Annotated in this window: 22 protein-coding genes and 1 tRNA gene; 12 read left to right on the forward strand and 11 right to left on the reverse strand. The window is 57.9% G+C overall.

All coding sequences use genetic code 11. From position 1 onward, the window contains the following. Positions 1-160: 160 nt before the first annotated feature. The 6 genes from G438_RS10665 to G438_RS0103935 all read right to left on the reverse strand — a co-directional run bounded on the left by G438_RS10665 (position 161) and on the right by G438_RS0103935 (position 4,817). A complete protein-coding gene (locus G438_RS10665) occupies positions 161-631 on the reverse strand; it encodes an Rv3654c family TadE-like protein (RefSeq protein WP_165569225.1) in 471 nt (156 codons plus the stop codon). Continuing rightward, a complete protein-coding gene (locus tag G438_RS12445; RefSeq protein ID WP_026460235.1) occupies positions 628-915 on the reverse strand; it encodes a hypothetical protein in 288 nt (95 codons plus the stop codon). The genes G438_RS10665 and G438_RS12445 overlap by 4 nt, the downstream gene beginning before the upstream one ends. Before the next feature lie 65 nt (positions 916-980). Next, positions 981-1,214 (reverse strand): DUF4244 domain-containing protein, encoded by a 234-nt coding sequence (locus tag G438_RS0103920; protein ID WP_026460236.1) that lies wholly within the window; start codon positions 1,212-1,214, stop codon positions 981-983. A gap of 229 nt (positions 1,215-1,443) precedes the next feature. Beyond that, complete coding sequence (locus G438_RS10670) at positions 1,444-2,598, reverse strand: hypothetical protein (protein WP_051259271.1); 1,155 nt, start codon at positions 2,596-2,598, stop codon at positions 1,444-1,446. Between the two features lie 15 nt (positions 2,599-2,613). Next, the gene (locus G438_RS10675; RefSeq protein ID WP_240470973.1) at positions 2,614-3,867 is read right to left on the reverse strand and encodes a TadA family conjugal transfer-associated ATPase; all 1,254 of its coding nucleotides are present in this window, start codon (positions 3,865-3,867) and stop codon (positions 2,614-2,616) included. Beyond that, positions 3,864-4,817 (reverse strand): hypothetical protein, encoded by a 954-nt coding sequence (locus G438_RS0103935; RefSeq protein WP_026460237.1) that lies wholly within the window; start codon positions 4,815-4,817, stop codon positions 3,864-3,866. The genes G438_RS10675 and G438_RS0103935 overlap by 4 nt, the downstream gene beginning before the upstream one ends. Positions 4,818-4,981: 164 nt before the next feature. Between G438_RS0103935 and G438_RS10680 the strand changes: the two genes are divergently transcribed. Then, positions 4,982-5,791, forward strand: a complete 810-nt coding sequence (locus tag G438_RS10680; RefSeq protein WP_034285039.1) for an HAD family hydrolase — start codon at positions 4,982-4,984, stop codon at positions 5,789-5,791. Between the two features lie 26 nt (positions 5,792-5,817). Here the strand turns inward: G438_RS10680 and G438_RS0103945 are convergent, their stop codons facing one another. Continuing rightward, the gene (locus G438_RS0103945; protein WP_026460238.1) at positions 5,818-6,654 is read right to left on the reverse strand and encodes a hypothetical protein; all 837 of its coding nucleotides are present in this window, start codon (positions 6,652-6,654) and stop codon (positions 5,818-5,820) included. Between the two features lie 82 nt (positions 6,655-6,736). Between G438_RS0103945 and G438_RS10685 the strand changes: the two genes are divergently transcribed. Both G438_RS10685 and G438_RS12450 read left to right on the forward strand, forming a co-directional pair. After that, positions 6,737-7,765 (forward strand): hypothetical protein, encoded by a 1,029-nt coding sequence (locus tag G438_RS10685; RefSeq protein WP_051259272.1) that lies wholly within the window; start codon positions 6,737-6,739, stop codon positions 7,763-7,765. A 108-nt stretch (positions 7,766-7,873) separates the two neighbouring features. Beyond that, positions 7,874-9,697, forward strand: a complete 1,824-nt coding sequence (locus G438_RS12450; RefSeq protein ID WP_051259273.1) for a UbiA family prenyltransferase — start codon at positions 7,874-7,876, stop codon at positions 9,695-9,697. On the opposite strand, the gene G438_RS0103960 is transcribed toward G438_RS12450, so the two are convergent. Then, a complete protein-coding gene (locus G438_RS0103960) occupies positions 9,694-10,356 on the reverse strand; it encodes an endonuclease III domain-containing protein (protein WP_240470974.1) in 663 nt (220 codons plus the stop codon). The genes G438_RS12450 and G438_RS0103960 overlap by 4 nt on opposite strands. A gap of 117 nt (positions 10,357-10,473) precedes the next feature. Here G438_RS0103960 and G438_RS0103965 point away from each other — a divergent pair, with 117 nt between their 5' ends. Further along, positions 10,474-11,157, forward strand: a complete 684-nt coding sequence (locus G438_RS0103965; RefSeq protein ID WP_026460240.1) for a Crp/Fnr family transcriptional regulator — start codon at positions 10,474-10,476, stop codon at positions 11,155-11,157. Positions 11,158-11,267: 110 nt separating this feature from the next. Here G438_RS0103965 and G438_RS12210 read toward each other — a convergent pair whose 3' ends face one another. After that, entirely contained in the window at positions 11,268-11,432 is a 165-nt protein-coding gene (locus tag G438_RS12210) for a Sp36 family protein (protein WP_084403050.1), read from the reverse strand. Between the two features lie 165 nt (positions 11,433-11,597). Beyond that, a complete protein-coding gene (locus G438_RS0103975) occupies positions 11,598-11,933 on the reverse strand; it encodes a WhiB family transcriptional regulator (RefSeq protein WP_026460241.1) in 336 nt (111 codons plus the stop codon). Between the two features lie 195 nt (positions 11,934-12,128). Between G438_RS0103975 and G438_RS10695 the strand changes: the two genes are divergently transcribed. From G438_RS10695 to G438_RS0103990, 3 genes are all read left to right on the forward strand, one after another. After that, positions 12,129-14,294 (forward strand): transglycosylase domain-containing protein, encoded by a 2,166-nt coding sequence (locus G438_RS10695; RefSeq protein WP_051259274.1) that lies wholly within the window; start codon positions 12,129-12,131, stop codon positions 14,292-14,294. Positions 14,295-14,296: 2 nt separating this feature from the next. Beyond that, the gene (locus G438_RS10700) at positions 14,297-15,259 is read left to right on the forward strand and encodes a metallophosphoesterase (RefSeq protein WP_131245755.1); all 963 of its coding nucleotides are present in this window, start codon (positions 14,297-14,299) and stop codon (positions 15,257-15,259) included. A 73-nt stretch (positions 15,260-15,332) separates the two neighbouring features. Further along, positions 15,333-15,406, forward strand: a tRNA-Pro gene (locus G438_RS0103990). Positions 15,407-15,494: 88 nt separating this feature from the next. Here the strand turns inward: G438_RS0103990 and G438_RS0103995 are convergent. Then, positions 15,495-16,322, reverse strand: a complete 828-nt coding sequence (locus G438_RS0103995; RefSeq protein WP_026460242.1) for a sulfite exporter TauE/SafE family protein — start codon at positions 16,320-16,322, stop codon at positions 15,495-15,497. Between the two features lie 193 nt (positions 16,323-16,515). Between G438_RS0103995 and G438_RS0104000 the strand changes: the two genes are divergently transcribed. The 5 genes from G438_RS0104000 to G438_RS0104020 are packed head-to-tail and all read left to right on the forward strand — an operon-like array spanning position 16,516 to position 21,605. Then, on the forward strand, positions 16,516-17,541 hold the full coding sequence (locus G438_RS0104000) for an iron-siderophore ABC transporter substrate-binding protein (protein WP_026460243.1): 1,026 nt from the start codon (positions 16,516-16,518) through the stop codon (positions 17,539-17,541). Then, a complete protein-coding gene (locus G438_RS0104005; protein ID WP_240470976.1) occupies positions 17,538-18,602 on the forward strand; it encodes a FecCD family ABC transporter permease in 1,065 nt (354 codons plus the stop codon). Before G438_RS0104000 ends, G438_RS0104005 begins: the two co-directional genes overlap by 4 nt. Then, positions 18,602-19,750: a FecCD family ABC transporter permease gene (locus G438_RS10705; protein ID WP_084403053.1), complete on the forward strand. Its 1,149-nt coding sequence runs from the start codon at positions 18,602-18,604 to the stop codon at positions 19,748-19,750. Before G438_RS0104005 ends, G438_RS10705 begins: the two co-directional genes overlap by 1 nt. Next, positions 19,747-20,673, forward strand: a complete 927-nt coding sequence (locus G438_RS10710; protein WP_084403055.1) for an ABC transporter ATP-binding protein — start codon at positions 19,747-19,749, stop codon at positions 20,671-20,673. The genes G438_RS10705 and G438_RS10710 overlap by 4 nt, the downstream gene beginning before the upstream one ends. Then, a complete protein-coding gene (locus G438_RS0104020) occupies positions 20,670-21,605 on the forward strand; it encodes a siderophore-interacting protein (RefSeq protein WP_026460245.1) in 936 nt (311 codons plus the stop codon). Before G438_RS10710 ends, G438_RS0104020 begins: the two co-directional genes overlap by 4 nt. The last annotated feature ends 19 nt before the right edge of the window (positions 21,606-21,624 follow it).

Consider the following 21,624-nt stretch of genomic DNA (forward strand, 5'->3'; position numbering starts at 1 on the left):
GCTGCACCCTGGTAGAACGTGCGCGGAGCCGATGGTGTAAGCATTTCTCTGTGTGACATACCCACAGGCGTCACATGGCCAGCGTCACGCACTCAACTTCGTGTAACGCCTCGATGCCTAGTTTTCCCGTTGTGACGTGACTACGCGCAAGGTCGCCAGGCTACTCCCCTTCTTGCGGACCTGCCCGTGCTTTGCCACTCACATACGGCGCAATGCCCAAATGCGTAACAGTAGACAAGGCAACCCGTTGCCTTAATTCGAGGCGAATATCGGTACCAGCTACTTCACAGCGAATCAGCTCGGCACCGTTAGCCGACGCGACCTGCTGGGCACGATCGCATGGCTGTTGCGCCACCGCTGACATGTCAGCGACTGCTGAGATATCGGCACCTGCTAATGCAGACAGATCAGCAATTGCATTGACGCGCGCCTGAGCATAGTGAAGCGCAGAAACCACCAAAAGTGCACCCAAAAGGACAATTGCCACCACGAGTACACCCACTGTGGCAACAGTGCCGGAGCCTCTTTCCCTCTGATCTGCGCATCTGCACGCCCGGAGTCGGAAGTTGTGTTTACTCAGGCAGGTCGCAGTGGTGTTGATCCACCGCATCGAAAGAAGTGGCGCAGTCATGGGAGATGGCTTTCCATGAGTGTGGTCACCGAACACTGGGCGACACCTCCTGGTAGCAATTCGCGACCAAGATGAGCAGTGGCAGTGGCGGTAATCCATCGTCCATTCACACTGACCGACACTGAGGGGTCAGCCAAGGTGAGGCCAGTGGAAGCGGCGCGCGCAACGTCACGGGCTGTTTGGCAGGCCTTTACCCTAGCGATACCTGCACTGACCACTGCAACGACGATAGCAAGGACGATCACCACCGCAACCATGCCGATCGCTATTTCGACGGTAGCCATCCCCTCTTCATTGCTAGACGCACGGTTGCGTTCCCGTTGTGTAGTGGCGCGCCGCCTCACCGTACTCATAGCGACAATGCCTGCTCAATAATGTTTTGCAGAGCTGCACGCATACCGTCTGATTTGAGAATGACCAATAGCAGTCCAGCAAATGCTGCGGCAGCAACCGCACCAATGGCGTATTCCACCGTAGTGGAACCTTCTTCGGCATCATCTGCCTTGCGCCTAGCGATCGTGTCAGGCACGGACCTACTTAGGTTATTTCTGACGCTCATTGCGTTGCGAAGCGTATTCATCATGGGACCTCCTTTGGGTAAACCGGTATTTCCGGTACCACCACCATGCGACTGCTCCTAGCCGCCCGCGAGCGCACGTCTATGGTTTGTGGAAATACGAAAGACGACCAATGCGTCTTGTGGAAAAGTGCCGGTTGTCCACTGTGCAAAACGGCCACTGTGAGTGTGTCGGCGCCTACCCAGTCGACCGATGCTCATGCAGTGCAGTCGTTGCAGCTGTCGTGACCACATATCACTGTGCGAATATCCCAGATTCGACAAGGAAAAGCACAATCGGCACCACACCTAAGGCAATGAATGCTGGTAGCAGGCAGGCACCAAGCGGCAGTACAAGACGCACTCCCAGTTTTTCTGCATCTATTCGCGCCTCAACAAGACGGCGTGCACGAATCTGCGCCGCTGTACGTGCCAGCAGCACAGTTGGTGACGCGCCATCACACCAGGCTGGTTCCAAACTCTGCGCAAGTATATTCCACGGCTCGTCCACACCTCGCCATGCTCCCCTCCATGACATACCAACGCGCAGACGTCGCCCGATGGCGGCTACCGCAGTGTCTTCACACGCATTTCCAAGAGCTTCGATCACGGTGGGGATTGCTGCCCCAGCCTCAAGTCCAGCCGTCGCTAAATCGCAGATCATGGGCCCATCGAGGCCGTAGCGCACGCTGTGGCGTGCGCGGCGCAACAGCGTTGTAGTGATCCCCAGTCCGCTGACGAAAAAGGCCACACCTACCGCCAGGCTGATGCTCCCTGACGCGCCATCACCAAATCGGGCGATCGGATTGGCGCCGATGACCTGCGCTAAGGCCACACCCACCAGCGGCATCGCAACGAGTATGCGCGCCGAGGTGAGGGCACCTGCCGCTGCCACAGCTCGGGCATCGTGGGCGGCCTCGGCCTCGTCAATACCTGCAGCAGTCGACTCAAGGATGTCCGCAAGTGGTGCACCCGCATGTGCGGTGTAGCGACAGGCGATTAGGAGGGCACGTGCTGTGCGCGCAACGGCGGCTCGTCGTCGACGCACGACGTGCACCATTCCCAAGTCACCCCAGCGTCGCTCTGCCAGAGCGTGAAGTACCTCGGGTATGCCTGTCCCATCGGCTTCAAGTAGTGTTGCGTCCTGTCCCATATTGAGTCGCGCCCAGGAACGTTGCCATGCCTGAACGGTCGAGTTGCCTGCACGTATTCGCGCGGCCACTTCCACGCACAGCAGGGCAAGTGTGGCTTCATCAAGGCGCACCGAGGAAGAACGTCGTGCTCCCAGCCCACGGTGGTGCCCACTGCGGCCAATCCGTTGACGGATGCGCTGTGCCCGATAGATCTGTTCACCCAGCCAGGTGAGAACACTCAGTGTTGCCACGACGCTGAGGATTCGTACGTTGTCCATGGTCGGTGCCTTGTCTTATGTGTCAATTCCGAGGCGCCGACACAGGCTCTCCCAGCCGGGTCCGAGGTGTTCAGAACCGTCAGCGTCGATCTTTATGGCACTCATGCAGGTAAGGGTTCCTTCGCGCAGGTCAAATATGCCCACCTGCCCCACCCACCGATGTCCTGGGTATTCAGGTGTCTTCCCTGCGGTTCGACGCATGTGAATCACAGCGTCGAGTGCGGCGATCGTTTGTACGCTCACCGCTTGTGGGCTCATGGAGGCCAGCGATCCCAGCGCGATGAGGCGGGCAGGCACGTCTTCAACGCTGTTGGCGTGGACAGTAGCAAGCCCACCGTCATGGCCCGTATTGAGTGCGGTCAGAACTTCCCGTACTTCAGCTCCGCGGCATTCTCCAAGGACGAGGCGGTCGGGGCGCATCCGCATCGCGGCACGTACCAGGTCCACGAGGGTTACCGCACCTGCGCCTTGGATATTTGCTGTGCGTTCTTGAAGGGATACCACGTGGGGATGGTCGGGTCGAAGCTCAGCTACTTCTTCTATGCAGATGATGCGCTGATCGTGTGGGACCAGCGCCAGCAGGGCGGCCAGCAGGGTTGTTTTACCTGAGCCTGTGGCGCCGGAAATCAAAATATTGGCCCGCCTATCCACCATCGCTTCAAGCAGACGTGCCATCCGCTTGTTGATACTGCCCTGCTGACACATTTGCGGGAAATTCACCGCCGAAGGCCCAAAGGAGCGTAGGGATATCAGTGTGCCGTCGCGCGAAATGGGTGGCAGTACCGCATGGAGGCGAACACCTCCGGGTAGGGTACCGTCCACTACTGGGCACGCATCGTCGAGGCGTCTGCCGCAGGCGGCGGCCATGCGGGTAGCAAGTGCCCGCACCTTGTTTTCGTCGCCAAGGCTGACACCGAGGTTTTCTATCCCGCTCCCCCGGTCTACCCATACGTTGCCTGCGACAACGAAAACGTCGCTGACTGCAGGGTCGGCGAGGATTGCGGCCAGTACTGGTTCCGTTCCGGCAGCGATGGCGCGTGCTTCGTATTCCAATGCGGCATATTCGCTGCTTCCTGCACCTGGCCGCAAAGCTTTGCGTGCTGATTCGTCGGCCTTCGCACCGTCAGCAATGGCGCGGAGCATCGTTTCGCGCCGCTGCACTGCTTCACTGTGCTGCACCGAATCGTTGCGCTGCACAGGTTCGCGGCGTTGCATTCCTCTGTCGAGTGGTACGCCCACCCGCGGTGGCACGTATCGGCTGATACTCATGGTCCGATGTCCCTCACGTCTTGGTGGGTCAGGCGATGAACGAGGCGCAGCCACGAGGCGCGACCACGCGGGCATCGCTGTACATGCGATGGCCCATCGGTGGCTTGATCAAGCAATGCACGTGCCAGCGGCCACGTCTTGCCAGTGGTCAGGAGTGCCAGCGGCACCTGCGGTGCCCACCGGCTAAGTGCGATGCAGGCGGCCTCAATGGAGTCAGCTCTGCCCGATCCGCACAGAATTAGTGCGTCGACCCACTCAATTGCCTTGTGTGCGCGGTCATCCCAGCGGCCCACATCTAGCAAGGTGACATGCGTAGTCAGCGCCTCCAAGACTTTTACTATCCGCACGTCGTCAGCACATGCGGCACCGTGATGGTTGCTTTCAAGGACTCTGAAGGTTCCACATGCTGGCAGCGCCGATGCCATCTCAGGCAGGTATGTGTCTTCGTTGGCGTCAAGATCTGCCCAGAAGATCCCATTCGTATCAGGGCAATATGTCGCGTCGCCGGCAGCATTGATGACAACTGGCTGGTATGTACTTTTGGATGCAGCCAAAGCCCGCGCGCAGGCGCTCACGACCTGTGGTGGTGTATCACGGCGCCCATAACCAGCAAATGCCAAGCGAAGTGCGTGTTTCGCATTGTCGGGGGAGCCACCCCCAAGGGTTGCCTCAATGAGCGTAAGCAGCACGGCCTCGTCACGCGGCAGTTGTATGCCGCCGCCTGAACCCACATGGATTGCTGTCACGAAGCGACTACGCCACCATTGGCACGCATCGATCGTGCCACATAGGGCAAGCGCGACGTCGTCACCGTCTTGTCGTTGTTGCAGGACGGTGAGTGAAGGGGCGCCCGCCTTTAGCGGCAGGCGGGCGATAAGGGCACGCAGGGCGCGCAGGTCTGCACGTGTTAAGTCGTCGCCCACAATGTGGGGGCCAAGGCGTTGCTGCACCGGATCTCCTTTCTCCTCATATGTAGTTGAGCGCATTAGGTGAGCCAGAGTGCGCCAAGACTGCTAAGGTGTGGAAAACTGTCAAATCGATAGTTATTGTGAAAACATGACGATGTCTTTCCACATGGCTGCACCGACGCGCCATGACGAGCAGGAGTTGGATAATGAGTGAGCCACATCGACCAGCGGGACACCCCCCTCGTGGCGCAGCATTTTTCGACCTCGACAAAACCATCCTCGCCACCGCAGCAGCAATGGCATTGCGCCGCTCACTGCGCCAAGCAGGGATGCTGAGCCGCCGCGCACTGGCCGCCGCCGTGCTGCTCCACATTCCTTATCTTCTGCGCGGAGCGGACGATTCACGTATGCAGCAAATGGCCCAAAGTATGGGGTCACTTGCTAAAGGCTGGGATGCGCGGGCATTGGAGGAACTTGTCGTTGCCTGTGTTGACGAAGCACTCATCCCGCAGTGTTTCGTTGGTGCCCTTGACGAAATCAAACGCCACCAACTTGACGGCACTCCGGTGGTCCTTGCCTCTGCATCCGTTGGTGAAATGGTGCGCCCAATCGCTACTGCCCTCGGTGCGCAACACGCCATTGGGTCTGTTGCCGAATGCGACGACGAGGGGCATTTCACTGGCACAATCCCGCATTTCAACTACGCGGAGAATAAGGCACGTGCCTGCGCGGAATTGGCCGCGGAGCAGGGGTGGGATCTCAACGAATCGTGGGCGTATTCTGATTCCATTACTGATGTTCCCTTGCTGGAACTCGTTGGTCACCCGGTGGCCGTCAACCCCGATGCAGCGCTGGCGAAGGTCGCTAAGGAGCGTGGCTGGGAAATGATGACCTTTAAACGCACGATCCATGAAGATCATGTGGGCTTGTATGTCGCCATCGCTGCCGCGGTCCTTACCGGTGTGAGCGTGACCGCTGCCTTGGCCGCGTGGGCTATTCGCACCAAACGCCACTAATGCCATTGGCACACCTATCGGTACACCTAGTGCAGGCGCCCAGCCTGCACGTGCCGCGCGACGTCGGCTCCTATGCGGGCACCATGGATCATCGCGTCGAGGGCATGCAGGTACCAGCGCGCAACCCCCGCCGTATCGGCACGGACCCAGCCTGCCATCATTTGCGAGGCGCGCGCCGCGTCGGTGCCGTCAAGGGCAGAAATCACGGCCACGCCGGTTGGATCAACGCCACGAGTTACCAAAAGCCACCGTGCAACAGCGCTGCCCACAGCACCTGATGCTGGGGTAAATACCTCACGGAATCGGAAGTGAGCAATCAGAGCCGCGCAGAGCAGTGGTGCCGGTAGTGACGAGGCTATGAGTTCTTGAGCATAGGACAGGTGCATGGTGTCGCGAGGGATGGCAACCATATCGGCCTCTACCCACCCACCTGCCAGCATGACGGAAGCAATATCCCGATGACAACCCGCAATGACGCGCGGCAAGGGGTGGGCGAGCGGCGTATGTCCGTGGCGGCTATTGAGTGCCGGGAACGACGAAGCGAGATTCCATTGGCTTCGCCATATTCCAAGCGCAAGTGCCAGGCCAGGGTCGGTGTTCTTTCTGTCAAGGTTAGTATCTGACAGTGTCCATGCACGTAGATCATCCACGCTGGTACGTACGCCTTCGAGTAAGGACAGGGCAACTGCTTCACGTATGGCGGCCTCGGCACGTGCAGCTTCCCAGGTGCGACGTAGACCCTCGTGGAAGCGGAGGCGTGTCATTGCCTCACGCACCTGAAGAAGGCGCGCCTGTACTGCCGGATCGTCGGCCGCTTCATACAGCACAGACAACGGCGGGTTCACAAGGGCATCTATAGTCACTGTCCTACCCTAACCTTCCTTCGCATCTGCAGATCGTGGCATGTGCCAGGCAAAACTTGTGTGACGGTGCGACACTGGAGGAATGCAGCGCCCCAATTTTGCTTCGCCTGCCTTCCGGTCGGCGCTATTTTCCTTGGTTTTTTCCCCGATCGCACTCACATTGCTGGGCAGTGCGATGGCTGACGTGTTGATGCGAACAGCTACGGGACAGCCCTTGGCGTCTGTGGAAGGCATGATCGGCATGGCGATGTCAGCCATCCTCATTGGATTAGTGTCAATTAACTGCGAGGATTCCGTAGCTGGCCTTGTAGTGGCTACAGTTATTTCATTGCCCATTGCCGTGCTCCAATTCTTGGGTGTGCTTCATATTCCGGGCGTCTTCTCAATGTCGACCACCGCCGATGATCTTGGAGCGTCAGCTGTGTGGAATCTTCACCCTGTGGGGATATTCGCCATCCTGCTCGGGTCGACATTGGCGGTGGCACTTAAACGTTCCGCTGTGAAACGCTGCGTCCTCCGATCTGACGAAACTTCGCGCGCGGCTCGCCTGAAGCACCAACGGATTCGTGCTCTTGTTGCGGTTGCAACAGTGCCGCTGACGCTGGCCGCGGCCTTTGCATTGGCCTCTGCCGCGCCCAAAGACAGTGGCCTTGTAGCAATCGAAGGTTTGTCTGGCCTTTTCGATCCAGCGACTTTTAATCCGGGATTGGCGGCAGTGGCGGCGTTATGTCTTGGCCTGGTGGCCTTTGCGTCGCGATGGTCTCTTTTTGGGCCGCAGGTATGCGCATGGGCATTCCTTATTTTCCCGTTCTACCTTGTCCTACCACTGTGGGCAACGTTGAGTGGAAGCGTGGTCACACCTGGCACCAAATCCGCAACGGCCATTGCTTTGAGTGCGCCAATTTTGGCGAGTTGGGGGTTGGTACTTGCTGCTGCCACCTTGGGTGTGCACTGGGTGCGGAAGGCTGTCGCTCGATCAATAAGTGATAACGCGCCCATTGCGGACCGCAGCACGGCAGGAACACCGGACCACAGTGCAACTGGTACACCAGACTGCAGCACGGCAGACACACCGGACCACGACACCGAGGTCAGCACAACACTGGGGTAGCCAAGGCGCCAGGGTCAATATTTGCCATATTTTTGCGGCGGGCCGTCACGCTTGACTCATTTGGCGCCATTAGGGAGTTATCGTGTGCCCTGAACAAGGAGGATCTTCATGTCGGAAAAAGACCAGGAATTGCCACCTCAAGGGGACCGCGACACAGACCAACCTTTCGAGGCTTCATCAGCTCACATCGCGAGCCAAAGTGTGGAAGATGCCGTTGACGAGGCCTCGGCCCTGCCATCAAATGAGGCAAGTGCCGTCGAAAAATTGGACGAGGCCGTCGCACTCAGCACACCGGACGACACACCCACCCAGCAGGACAAGGTCGCCACTGGTACCGCGGATGCGCCTCACGACCATGGGGCCTCAACAGCCTCCGATGCTACTTCCTCTGTTGTGGAAGCGGAGCAATCAGCCTTTGGCACCAACGAAACTGACCATGTTGACATCGAGATCACCCGCCCGATTGTCTCATCTGAGTCTTCCTCACTGCCCATCGCTGAGGAAGCCCCGACGCAGGCTGTGCCTGTGACCACGCAGGTAACAGACGGTACCAACACGCCGCAGACAGACGATACCAACACGGCGAAGACAGACACACACTCTGAAAACGCTGAGGCCGACACGGCGCAGGCAGGCGATACCGTAGTAGCGCACGAAACCTCATCGCAGGCAGCCTCAACGACTGTTGAAGCCACAGCGCAGCCAGCACCAGCACCAACACCAACACCAACACCAACACCAACACCAACACCAACACCATCGGTTGATCGTGTTGCGGAGTCAATTTGGGCTGCAGTACGTGACCGCGAACCTGTACTCTCCGGCGAAGAAGTCACCTTAGAATCTCCAGCATTACCTGACACACGCCCCGCCGCTGCCCCCACGGAAGAATCGGGCACCCAGGCAAGCGCGGTGCCCGCACCAAACACGAGTGCGCACGACACCGACCAAGGCGCCGCCGAGACCTTAGGAAGCGCAACCGGACAAGAAACGCAAAACGGTGAGGACCGCCTCGACAATGAAGACGCCGAATCCTCCTACGCCAGCGCACACACCACGACCATTCCGGTGATGTCAGCTGACGATGCTGCCGCAGTACGACAGGCAGCAGACATCAGCACCGATGCGCCTGTTGAAGATGTGCTCCGCAATCGCTTTGATGATGCATCAGTTGACGAAGATATCCAGTCGGAAATAGAAGACACGATCGTCCAACGACGTTCCTTGATGGCAGCCGTTGACACCCCGGATACTCCCGCCGCGGGAGCGTGGAAGCCGCGCGCTGACGACGAAGAGGTCCGGCCCCTCCCCTCTCAAACCCCACAAAGCCTTGACGATGCGCTCTTTGACGGTGCATCACTCGCACCAGAAATGCCGTCCCGGTCAGGAGCGCACTGGTGGTCCCTCATCCTGTTCCTTCTTTTCGTTCCCTTCGCGTGGTTCCTTGCAGCTGACGCAGGCGCTCGCATGGCACTTAACCCGGCTGGCCCTGGTGTTACTGGCAACCTGTCCCCCACAGCACTGATCGAGTTGAGCGCAGCCGTTGTCCTTGCGTTTATTCTCGTATTGGCGAGCATTCGCTCTTCGCTGGGCGCCTGGGTCAGTGGCGTGATCATGCTCATTGTGGGGCTTCCATGGCTCTTTGCCCCCGCGTGGACACGCACTGTGACCGAGGCGTTCCTCGCGTGGGTGTCGAACCTGCATGTGGTAGGCGGCAATTTCGCCCACCACATCCAAGCGTCGGGGTACTCAGGTCGGCTGACACTGCTGGCATTGGGGCTGATTGCGTTGGGTATGGTGTCTCACTCTGTTCGACGCCGTGGCCGCAAAGAAGAAGCGTTGCGTGCGGAGGTCGAGGTCGTCAACCCTACCGGCGCACATTTCACTGCCCGCGCACGCCGCAAGGCAGAAAAGGCAGCGGGCCTACGTTAAAGGCCGATACGCGGGCAATGGGAACGTAGCGCACAGGTGCCACACGCAGGGTTTTTTGCGCTGCACACCGCTCGCCCGTGGTCGATGAGTTGGTGGGATAGCCTCGTCAGGTTGATACCTGGCGAGGCTTGCTCCACTACGGCGACAATCTGACGTTCCGCAATGGCAGGGTTTGTCGAGGCGGCCCATCCGAAGCGCCTCGACAAGCGGCCGACGTGGGTGTCTACCGTGAGATACGATCCGCCGAACCAGTTACCCAATACGACATTAGCTGTCTTGTGGCCGACCCCCGCAAGGGCTTCAAGGTGGGTGGCAACACCGGGCACCTCACCGCCGTAATATTCGACAAGGTCGTGGCTAAGCGCAATGATATGAGCTGCTCGACGACGCTGAAAACCTAGCGGGCGCACGACAGCTTCCACTTCGGTGATAGGTGCCTGGGAAAGGCGGTGTGGTGTCGGCCATTTGCCAAATAGAACTGGTGTGACCTGATTGACACGCACATCCGTGGTTTGTGCCGAGAGCACCGTTGCGACCAGCAATTCAAAGGCATTGCTGTGATTGAGTGCGCATCGAGCATCAGGATAGAGATGATTAAGGCCATCAATCATGGCAAGTATTTCGTCTACTGCGCGCGGCACTGTGTTTTTTTGCGTCACAGGCGCATAATAGATGTGATACAGGCAACCGCGCGCGCGAACGTGCGCAACTTCATTGGTTGCCCCGCAGCAGTACTCCTGCGGATACTCGTAGACAAGAACGGAGACCAGCCTCATATGATCGGCGACGGAAACTTCATTAGTCAGGTCCCCCTCTTTGGAGGCCTCGACGAGGCTCAGCAGATTTCTCTGCAACAAAAGATGGGGCACACCACCCTCCGCCGCGGCGAAACCCTGTTTGACGAAGGCGACCTTGGTGACCGCCTCTATATCGTCACTGAAGGAAAGGTGAAACTCGGCCACACGTCAGCAGATGGCCGCGAATCACTGCTCGCCGTCCTTGGCCCAGGTGAAATCATTGGTGAACTCACCCTTTTCGATCCAGGCCCGCGTTCAACCACTGCCACCGCAGTGTCCCCCGCATCCCTCCTATTCCTCGAACATGAGGATCTGATGGAAATCCTCGATACGAACCCCACGCTGGCCAAGCATATGTTGCGCGCCCTTGCACAACGCCTGCGGCGCACCAATGAATCACTATCTGATCTGGTGTTTTCTGATGTTCCCGGCCGTGTGGCTAAGGCACTGCTTGACCTGGCTGACCGTTTCGGTAACACCACTGACAAGGGCGTGCATGTGCCGCACGACCTCACCCAGGAAGAATTGGCTCAACTCGTTGGCGCTTCTCGCGAAACTGTGAATAAGTCACTGGCAGACTTTGTTTCACGTGGATGGATCCGCCTTGAAGGACGCGCCGTTACGCTCCTTGACGTTGATCGCCTTGCGCGTCGCGCACGCTGAACACTAAGGGCGGGTCGCTACACCATGTGGTGTAGCGACCCGCCCTCACGTTATCTACTCTGTGTTTCCGCGGTGGCTCAGCACTTCATGTTGGCGCAGCACCTGCTGCCTTATTTCTCGCCTTTTGGTCGCCTCAGGTAGGCAACCAGATTGTCTGAACCCATCGGCCCAGGGATGACTTGAACAAGTTCCCAGCCATCAGCGCCCCACTGGTCAAGGATGGCTTTGGTGGCGTGAGTCAGTAGCGGCACAGTTGCATATTCCCAAGTAGTCATAGGCAGATCCTACGCGCACTAAAGGTTATTCACCATACTGCCCCCGCCTCGGACCGTGCTGTTCAAAAGCCTTGGGTCGGAATGGCGCGCTGCCTCAGACCATGCTGCGTCCCCGCATTAAGCCAAGCTGCACCCCACCTCGACAATGGCGACGCGTAGGGAGGCTTAGGCTCTGACCCGGGCGAGGATCCGCGGGACCTTGGGGGCGCGAATCTCGCAGGCCAACGGATCGTCGGAGGTAGTGATCCACTCTGCCCAATCAGTCACATGCGGATAGTGTTTGAGCAGCGCTCGGCGTTCCCGCTCTGTCAAGCCACCCCATACGCCATAATTTGCTGACGATTGGAGCGCGTCAGCCAAACATTCCAAACGCACCTCGCACTCCATGCAGCGAAGTCGAATTTGCCTTTGCGAGGCGCCCTGAACAAAGAGTGCATCTGGTTCATACTCGGCACACAGTGCGCGTGCAACCCAACTTTGATCGTTGCCATCGAGAGGCATGTCTTATCTCCTTTTGGGGTCATCATTGACCTTTCACATGCGACGATACACAATAACTAGTCGCCACTGCAAGCCAGCATCCAACCCAACAGTTTTCAAATATTTGACTAACGCTGCTTGAAATATGCATTTTCACGCATTAACACGGTTTTTTTCACAATGGCAATTGTCTCGAAGGGACGTATCCTTAGAGCTATGGCAAAGACCCGCAAACGTTCAGTGAGCCTCGCACAATTACTTACGCTGCTCCTCGCCTTCCTGCTGTTTTCGGGAACGCTGGGACTACTGAGCGCAGGCTTACTTGTCCCCGCCGCGGGTTCTGCCGCCGTGGTCACCAAGACTGTACCCAAGGTCTTCGAGGACCTGCCTGGCGATCTACAAATCGTCCAACCTGCAGAAGAATCGGTCATGCTCGATGCGGGCGGCAATATCATTGCCCGTTTCTACGACAAACAACGGGTTGTTGTCGCTTCAGACCAGATCGCTGCCACAATGAAGGCTGCAATAGTCGCCATTGAAGACAAGCGTTTTTACGAACATGTTGGTGTTGATGCCACAGGTATTGGCCGCGCATTCATCAATAACCTTGGCGGTTCAGGTACACAAGGTGCCTCGACTATCACCCAACAATTCGTCCGAAATGCTCTCCAGGAACGCGGATATCTCGAAGGTGACCCAGACTTAGTGAACTCTGCGGTGGAGCAGACGCCTCAGCGTAAACTCCGCGAAATGAAATATGCGATGGCCCTTGAGAGGCGCATGTCCAAGGATGAGATCCTCACTGGCTACCTCAACATCGCCCCCTTTGGTCCCATTACCTACGGGGTGGAGGCCGCTTCACAACGCTATTTTTCCAAGAGTGCTGCAGAACTCGACTGGGGCCAGGCTGCATTGCTCGCCGGTCTGGTTCAGTCGCCAGTGGAATATGACCCGCTGACAAATCCCGAAGCCGCACAAACCCGACGCGATATCGTCCTTGGCGTGATGAGGAACGAGCAGATCATCACCGAAGAGGAATACCAACAGTACGTTGCTATTGCGGTACCTGACCAACTCAATCCAACGGTCACCCCACAGGGGTGCCTCGGCGCCTCTGATGTAATGGCATATTTTTGCACCTACGTTGTCAAAGCGTTTCTTGCAGACGAATCCTTTGGTGCCACTGCCGCTGAACGTGACCACCTTTTAAAGACCGGTGGCCTCACCATTCGCACGACCATTGATCCGACGAAACAACAACATGCCTACAACGCCTTGGTTGGGACCATCCCCGTTGACGACGCTTCAGATGTCGACACAGCGCTCGCATCCCTTTCCCCGTCGACAGGCCAAATCGTCGCGATGGCTCAAAATACGGCCTTTGGCCTGGAAGAGGGTCGGACGATGAATAACTACGCAGCGGATGGACACTTCCAAGTGGGGTCAACCTTCAAACTGTTCTCACTGATCCAGTGGTTCAAAGAAGGACATTCTGCATACGAAGCCGTTGGCCGCGCCAACCGTGTTTACACAAACGGCGAATTCACCTGCGACGGCGCACCCTATGTCACCAGCCAATATCGCGTGACTGACTTGGGTGGCACCTTGAAAGATGGGCCAATGGACGTTATTCGGGCAACGGGTACCTCTGCCAACCAGGCCTTTGTCAATATGGGCACCAAAGTTGACTTCTGTGGCATTTTCCAAACCGCAGCCGACTTTGGTTTCACTAAGGAAGACGGCTCACCAATCGACGCCTACCCGTCAAATATCCTTGGCTCCGCTGAGGCCTCACCATTGGCGTTGGCAGGCGCCTACGCGGCCATCGCCAATGATGGGAGCTACTGCGAGCCTCAGTCCATGACCACAGTGACCGACAATAACGACAACGTCATCAAGGAATACCAGCCGCAATGCCGTGAAGTAGTCACACCAGGCGTGGCGCGTCAGGTCGCCACCATCCTCACCCGCTCTACCAGCGGCTACTACAATGCGACGCGCCTTGCTGGGGGACGTCCTTTCGCTGCAAAATCAGGCACAACGAACTCTAACGCGAATACGTGGCTTGCCGGTTTTACCCCCGAACTGGCCACAGCGGCATGGGTTGGGCATGCCAACGCCTCACAAACACCGGTCAATAACGTCACCATTAATGGGCGTTACTACAGTGCAATCTATGGTGAAACCTTCGTCGGGCAAAATATTTGGGCACCCTATATGAGCGCCGCATTGGAGGGTACTCCCATCACGCCGATTAACACTGCGTACATCGGTGCCCCTGCACCCGCACCCACGCCTCGGGTCGAGACCCAGGAGCAAAACCAAACAAACTCAGGTGCCCAGGCTACCGACGCTCCACAAGAAGCAACGGAAGGGGACTAATAATGTCTCCCACCCACCGCCGCTGCTGTGCAGGCATTACCTCTTTGGGTCGTGGACTCGCATGGGGAGCGGCGACAACCGCTGCTTTAGGTGGTGCAGCACTGCTATGGGGCTCTATTGAGCGTAGGCTCCCCACCATTCGCCGCTACGAGATTGAAATGCCAGCCTACCGCGGCATACATGACGTCACACTGCTCCACATTTCCGATCTTCATATGTATCCTGGCCAAGAATTTCTTCTTGATTTCTTGGCCGAGGTGGCGGCCACACAACATTTCGATGCGGTAATCTCCACTGGTGACAACCTCGGCGCATCGGAAGGTATTGATCTGGCGATCGCCGCACATGAGCTCTTCGCTGACCGTCCTGGCGCCTTCGTATTCGGTTCCAATGACTATTTTTCGCCGCGCCGCAAACGCTGGTCCCGCTATCTACGCACAGATGCACGCGACCACGATGACCACCGCCAAACAGACCTTCCCTGGGCTGAACTCGCCAATTCTCTCCGGCAGGCAGGATGGCGAGATCTATCCAACCAATCCCTTACGATGGATATTGTCTCTTCTGCGGGGACACAGACTCTTGCACTGCTGGGCGTCGATGACCCGCATATCGACCGGGATCGTCTGGTTAAACCTGTTTCACAATGGTCCGATGATCAGGTCTTGCGCTTGGGCGTCACACATGCACCATATCTTCGTATCGTCAATGCGATGAGTAACGCGGGTGCTGACCTCATTCTTGCGGGACACACCCACGGTGGACAGATTGGCCTACCGGGGTACGGCGCCTTGGTGACCAACTGTGATCTGCCGCGTGCCTGGGCTAAAGGTGTACATGAGTGGGTGACGCCAGCGTCGCAGACGCTTTTACATGTTTCGGCAGGTTTGGGAACATCGCCTTACGCTCCAGTCAGAATTGCCACGAGGCCAGAGGTGTCGCTACTACATTTCATCTCTGTGTGATCTACCGTTCATCCTGTGCCTGCACGTAATTTTGGTGCTGTCGCCAAAGGGTGGCTATACTCATCTAGTCGTACGGGGTGTGGCGCAGCTTGGTAGCGCGCTTCGTTCGGGACGAAGAGGCCGTGGGTTCAAATCCCGCCACCCCGACAGACAAAAACCGCTGCTTACCAGCGGTTTTGTCATTTTAGGATGCGAGATTCAGGCACCAGCTATCATCTCCCCACATTCGGGTACCTCACTCGCCAACACCGCCTTCGGACGCCTTTTTGGCGCGGCGCATCGCGTAGGCCTTAGCAAGCATATTGACCACCAGCACAAGCAAGAAGCAGGCGAATAATATATTGCCTGTTGCAGGGCTTACGCTTTTAGCCACGGCGGCACCAACCGGGGTTAGCGCTGCTGCAATTGCCCCAACGAGCAGGCCAATTTTGAGGTCTGCCAGCCCGTGTTTGATATTTGTCCACGACCCTGTGACAGCGGTGGGGATCATCACCAACAGTGAGGTGCCGCGAGCCAGGAGGTCTCCAACGCCAACGAGGAGCTCCAAACCAGGCACAATCACGCCACCTCCACCTACGCCAACCAGACCGGCGAAGATTCCCGAAAGGATTCCAACGGCGATTAATCCGAGGGCACGAGGCGCGTCAAGGATAAGTTCAGCGTCGCGCGTAGGCACGTGAAGCTGTTGGGAGACGATAATGACGACCACAAAACCAACGAATATCCACGGCAAAGACCATTCGGGCAGTTTCCGCAGAAGATAGACGCCAATTTGTGCACCAACAAGCGCACCCGCAACAAGGAAAAGAGCAGCAACGAGGGATACGTACCCGTTCATCGCGTAGGTGAGCATGCCAACACCTGCGGTCAGAATGATAGCAACAAGCGATGTGGCGGAGGCTCTACGCTGATCCATGTTGAAGGCCGCCATCAGTGCGGGGACGATGATCAATCCGCCACCAACACCAAAGAGGCCCGAAAGGAATCCTGCGACGACGCCAGTGATAACGACCAGGACAATGGCCTTGGCTGGCGATTGAGGCGATGCGGTCTGCTGGCTCATATCCTCCCAGTGTAGGCAACCGCATCCTGGACAAAGCATTGCTACGTGGGCGATCCGCGGACCAGAGACGCCTCGAAACTATCGCGTAGAGCAACAATGAATTACGCAATGTGAATTTTGTCAAAATGACAGACGTGGACGTTTAGGTTAGCCTTACCTTTCGTAGCTTCCCATCGAGAGAAAGATGGCCACCATGCGTAGCCTGAAAGTCGCCACCGCCGCACTTGCCGCCCTGGCACTTGGTCTGCTCACCGCCTGTTCATCAGCCAGCAACACCACCAGCACCTCAGATGTTGCACAGAGCACCACTGCTAATGTCACCACCATCGAACACGCATTCGGTACCACCGAGATCCCAGCCAAAGTTGAGCGTATTGCCTCAGTGAACTGGGCCAATCAGGATGTACCCCTTGCCCTTGGTGTCATGCCTGTAGGTTTTGCTGCGCAAACCTGGGGTGTTGAAGACGATTCACAGATGCTTGCCTGGACCAAAGCAAAGGTCGAAGAACTTGGCGGCACACCCGTTCTTTTCGATGAAACGGACGGTATCGACTTCGAAGCCGTTGCTGCCACCCAGCCCGACGTGATCCTCGCGGCCTACTCTGGGCTGACCAAGGAAGACTACGACAAACTGTCCGCAATCGCACCTACCGTTGCCTACCCATCCGTTGCTTGGGGCACACCCTGGCGCGAATACATCACCATGAATGCCACCGCCATCGGTAAAGCCGATGAAGGCACTGCGCTCGTAGCTCAGCTTGAAAAGCAAATCGCAGACGAAGTCGCCAAATACGACAATATCGAAGGCAAATCCGCTGCCTTCTTCTATGGCTCCCCCGCAGATATGAGCCAAATTGGCTACTACACCACCGCTGACCCACGTACCGCATTCCTTGCAGACCTTGGCCTGGCCGTTCCTGCCTCAGTGAAGACAGCCTCAGAAGCGGACCCCACCTCGTTCTACGTCCAAGTCAGCGCAGAAAACGCCGATGCACTCGCCGACGTTGACCTCATCGTGATGTACGGCGATGAAAAGGACCTAGCAACCTTCCAAGCCGACCCGCTCCTTGGCACTATCCCCGCCATCAAAAACGGCGCTGTCGTCTTCGTTGGCAATGGCGCATTCGCTGCCTCCACGAACCCCAGCCCACTTTCGATCCCATGGGGTATCGCTGACTACGTCGCAAAAATCTCAGAAGCAGCTGCGAAAGTCCAGTGACCACACGCCATGCACACCCAGCCCTGGCCTCGTCAACAGATGAGGCCAGGGCTGGTGCAGCATCACAACGCATCTCACCACTGTTTATTGGGGTTGTCCTCACCCTCGCACTTGGCGCCGCCAGCCTCGCCTCGGTTGCCTTTGGTGCACGCATTGTCACCCTTGACGAAATCTACATCGGCATCACCAACACTCCCACCGACGAACTCGGTGCCCTCGCAGTGCGCGAGCGTCTGCCACGTACCGTCATTGCCTTACTTGCTGGCGCTGCGCTTGCAGTATCAGGTGCCCTTATGCAGTCCCTGACCCGCAACCCCATCGCCGACCCAGGCATCCTTGGCATCAATACTGGTGCCGCCCTCGCCGTCGTTACTGGCATCGCATTTTTCGGCGCCACACACCTGTCACAACACATCGGATTAGCCCTTGTCGGCGCACTTGTCACCGCATTTTTCGTCAATGCAATTGGCTCAGCAGGTCCCGGCGGCGCAACCCCGGTTAAACTCGCTCTTGCCGGTATGGCAACCACAGCCGCCCTGTCCAGCCTCATCAGCGCCATTATGCTGCCACGAGCACAAGGGCTTGATGCATTCCGCGCCTGGCAGGTGGGTTCACTTGGACGTGGAACATGGCAAGCGATCCTCACACTCACCCCGTTCCTGCTTGTCGCCGCCATCATCACCGTTGTTATCGCACGCGCATTGGACAGCCTTGCGCTCGGCGAAGAAATGGCCATTGGGCTCGGCGTCAATGTTGACCGCACACGTGCACTCGCAGCCCTAGCAGGCGTGATCCTCTCAGCCACAGTCACCGCCATCGCAGGCCCTATCGGATTCGTCGGACTTATGGTGCCGCATGTCATCAGAATCCTCATTGGTCCTTCCCATGGCTGGCTTCTATTCCTCAGTGCCCTAGGTGGCGCATTCTTGCTCACTACCTCTGACGTCATCGGTCGCGTGCTGATTTCCCCCAGCGAAATACCTGTCGCCGTCATCACCGCATTCCTTGGTGCTCCTGTGCTTATCGCCGTTGCCCGCACAGCGAAAGTGGGGCTGAACTAATGTCCGTCACACACACAACGCATAATTTGACCGCCGCAGGCCAAGCGCCCACTAACTCCGCCTCCGATGAGGACACACCGCCGACGCACGTTGATTCCGCCTCGAAAACGACACCTGCAGCCGACGGCATCACCACCTTGCAGGTGCTGCACCAACACAATCGGCGTCGCTACGGTGCTTTGGCCATCGTTGCAGTGCTGGCCCTCGTTCTGTTCTGGCTCGATGTTGCTGCGGGTAATTCGTGGTATACCCCTGGTGAAATCTTCGCTGTGATTCGCGGTGAACTAATCCCCGGTGTTTCCTTTGCTGTTGGGCATCTACGCCTCCCGCGCGCAATAATCGCTGCGCTTGTTGGGATTGCCCTTGGTATCGCGGGGCGAACCAGCCAGACACTGCTCCGTAATGACCTTGCCAGTCCTGACATTATTGGTATTACCTCTGGCGCAAGTACTGCCGCAGTGATTGCAGTACTGCTCTTTGACCTCTCGGGCATGATCGTTAACACCATTGCGCTTGCCAGTGCACTTGGCATGGTCCTGCTGATCTTTGCCCTCTCTGGCCGCGCAAGCACGCAGGGTGGCAAACTCATCCTGGTGGGTATTGGCATGTCCGCAGTGGCGATGGCTATGACGAACTACGTCATCCTGCGCGCCAATATTTTTGACATTTCCGAGGCGTTACGGTGGCTCTCCGGTTCGCTATCGAATGCGGCATGGGAGCAGGTAGGTCCACTGTCGCTAGCCGTTGGCATAGTCGGTGTGATGATGTTGCTCCTTGAACGAGACCTGAGGACGTTGCGTTTGGGTGACGAGGCCGCTATCGGTCTGGGTGTCAATGTGGCGCGCACACGTCTGCTTCTTCTGGTCGGGGTTGTGGTGCTCTCAGCATTTGCGGCAGCCGCCACCGGCCCCATTGCCTTCGTGGCATTCCTTGCGGGACCACTTGCGGTGCGTCTTGCTGGACCCGGAGATTCCACCCTACTGGGTTTGTCGGCTCTTATTGGGGCTCTTCTTGTTTTAGGCGCTGACCTCGCAGGACAGCACCTTTTCCCCACTGTCTTGCCTGTTGGCGTTGTCACTGGCGTCGTCGGTGCGCCTTATCTGTTGTTGTCTCTGTTCCGCCTCAATCAGTCAGGAGCAAGCGCATGACCCGCATACCTCACCCCGCACTCCAATCCACGCAACGCCGCCAGGGGCCATCCTCACCCACTGCACCCCCTGCAGCAGATGACCATGCGATTGCCCGTAAGCTCAGTGCACGCCATCTGTCGTCCGGCTATGGACAGCGCACGGTCGTCAACAACGTCAGCGTCGACATTCCCACTGGGAAAATTACTGTAATTATTGGCGCCAACGCCTGCGGAAAATCGACACTGCTCAAGACGTTGGCGCGTGTGCTCCCTACACGCGGCGGTGCGGTCACCCTTGATGACACACCGCTTGAACGGATCCCTAACCGCACGCTCGCCAAACGCCTCGGCCTGCTCCCACAGCAGCCCATCGCCCCCGAAGGCATCACCGTCGCCGACCTGGTCTCGCGTGGACGGCACCCGCACCAAGGCCTATTTACCTCGTCGCGACGCATGGACGCGCACCTCGTCGATGAAGCCCTACGGGTCACCCACACCAGCGAGTTGGCGCAGCGACGCGTGGAAGAACTCTCTGGAGGACAACGCCAGCGCGTATGGATCGCAATGTCTTTGGCCCAACACACCGATATCTTGTTACTGGACGAACCCACCACCTTCCTTGATCTTGCCCACCAGGTGGAGGTCCTCGACCTGCTGACCGACCTTAATCGCAGGCGCGGAACCACTATCGCCATGGTGCTGCACGACATTAACCTTGCAGCCCGCTACGGCGATCACGTGATCGCCATGAAACAGGGCAGTATTGTCGCCAGCGGTGCGCCGAGCGACATTATTGACGAGGCACTGATCCAGGAGGTCTACAACCTCCCGTCCACTGTGGTGCGTGATCCTGCCTCAGACACGCCGCTTGTCGTACCCCTGGGACGCCACCATGTTACGAAAGCTGAAGGTCCACGAAAAACTGAGGAGGTCTGCGCATGAGTGCGACACACACTGCCAATGCTGTGCAACCTTTCGATCTTTTCGCCGTTACACTGACCGCCATTGAGGACCTCACGCCACACATTCGCCGCTTAACCTTTTCAGGCAAAGACCTTGAACACTGGGCGGACCCTGGGTGGGATCAGCGTATTAAACTTGTTTTTCCTGCGCGCTGCGGCGGCTACGCCTATCTGCCACACGGACCTTCCTGGTATGCCGACTATCTTGCCTTGCCTGAAGATCAACGCTGCCCGATCCGAACCTATACGACTCGCAGTGTCACCATTGACCAAGCCAGCGGTATGCGTCACGTTCAGATCGATGCGGTCCGCCATAGCCCTTGCGGGCCCGCCGCACAGTGGATTGAGGCAGCTCAGATTGGTGACGCGTTGATGCTGCTCGGGCCAGACAGCCGTTACCATGGCGACCCTGGAGGCGTCGATTTTGTGCCTCCACAGCATACGGGCGCTTACCTTCTGGGCGGTGACGAAACCGCGGCTCCTGCCATCGCGCGTATCCTTGAGGATCTGCCTGAGTCGGCTCGCGGTATTGTGGTTGTGGAGATGCCAACGCAGGCCGATATGGCGTACCTTCCTTCCCACCCTGGTTTTGATGTGCGCGTGGTGGCTCGTGATGGCGGCGAACACGGGCAGCTTCTTGTCTCGGAAGTGGTTCGTGCTGCGCAGGAATTGTGTCCGACGGGGGTGCCACAGGACGTGGAAGAAATCAATGTTGACGAGGAACTGCTCTGGGAGGTACCTCGGCACGCGAAAGGTGGGGCGGCACTGCGTTCTGCGCCTCTTTACGCATGGCTTGCTGGCGAAGCCTCTGCGGTAAAGGCGATGCGTCGTCATTTGGTGGCGCAGCGTGGTCTTGATCGGCGCGCGGTCGCTTTTATGGGCTACTGGCGTCGCGGGCGCGCTGAAAGTTAGCTTCACGCCCTAGGATTGG

It is taken from the genome of Schaalia suimastitidis DSM 15538 (genome assembly GCF_000429105.1).
GTDB classification, from domain to species: domain Bacteria; phylum Actinomycetota; class Actinomycetes; order Actinomycetales; family Actinomycetaceae; genus Pauljensenia; species Pauljensenia suimastitidis.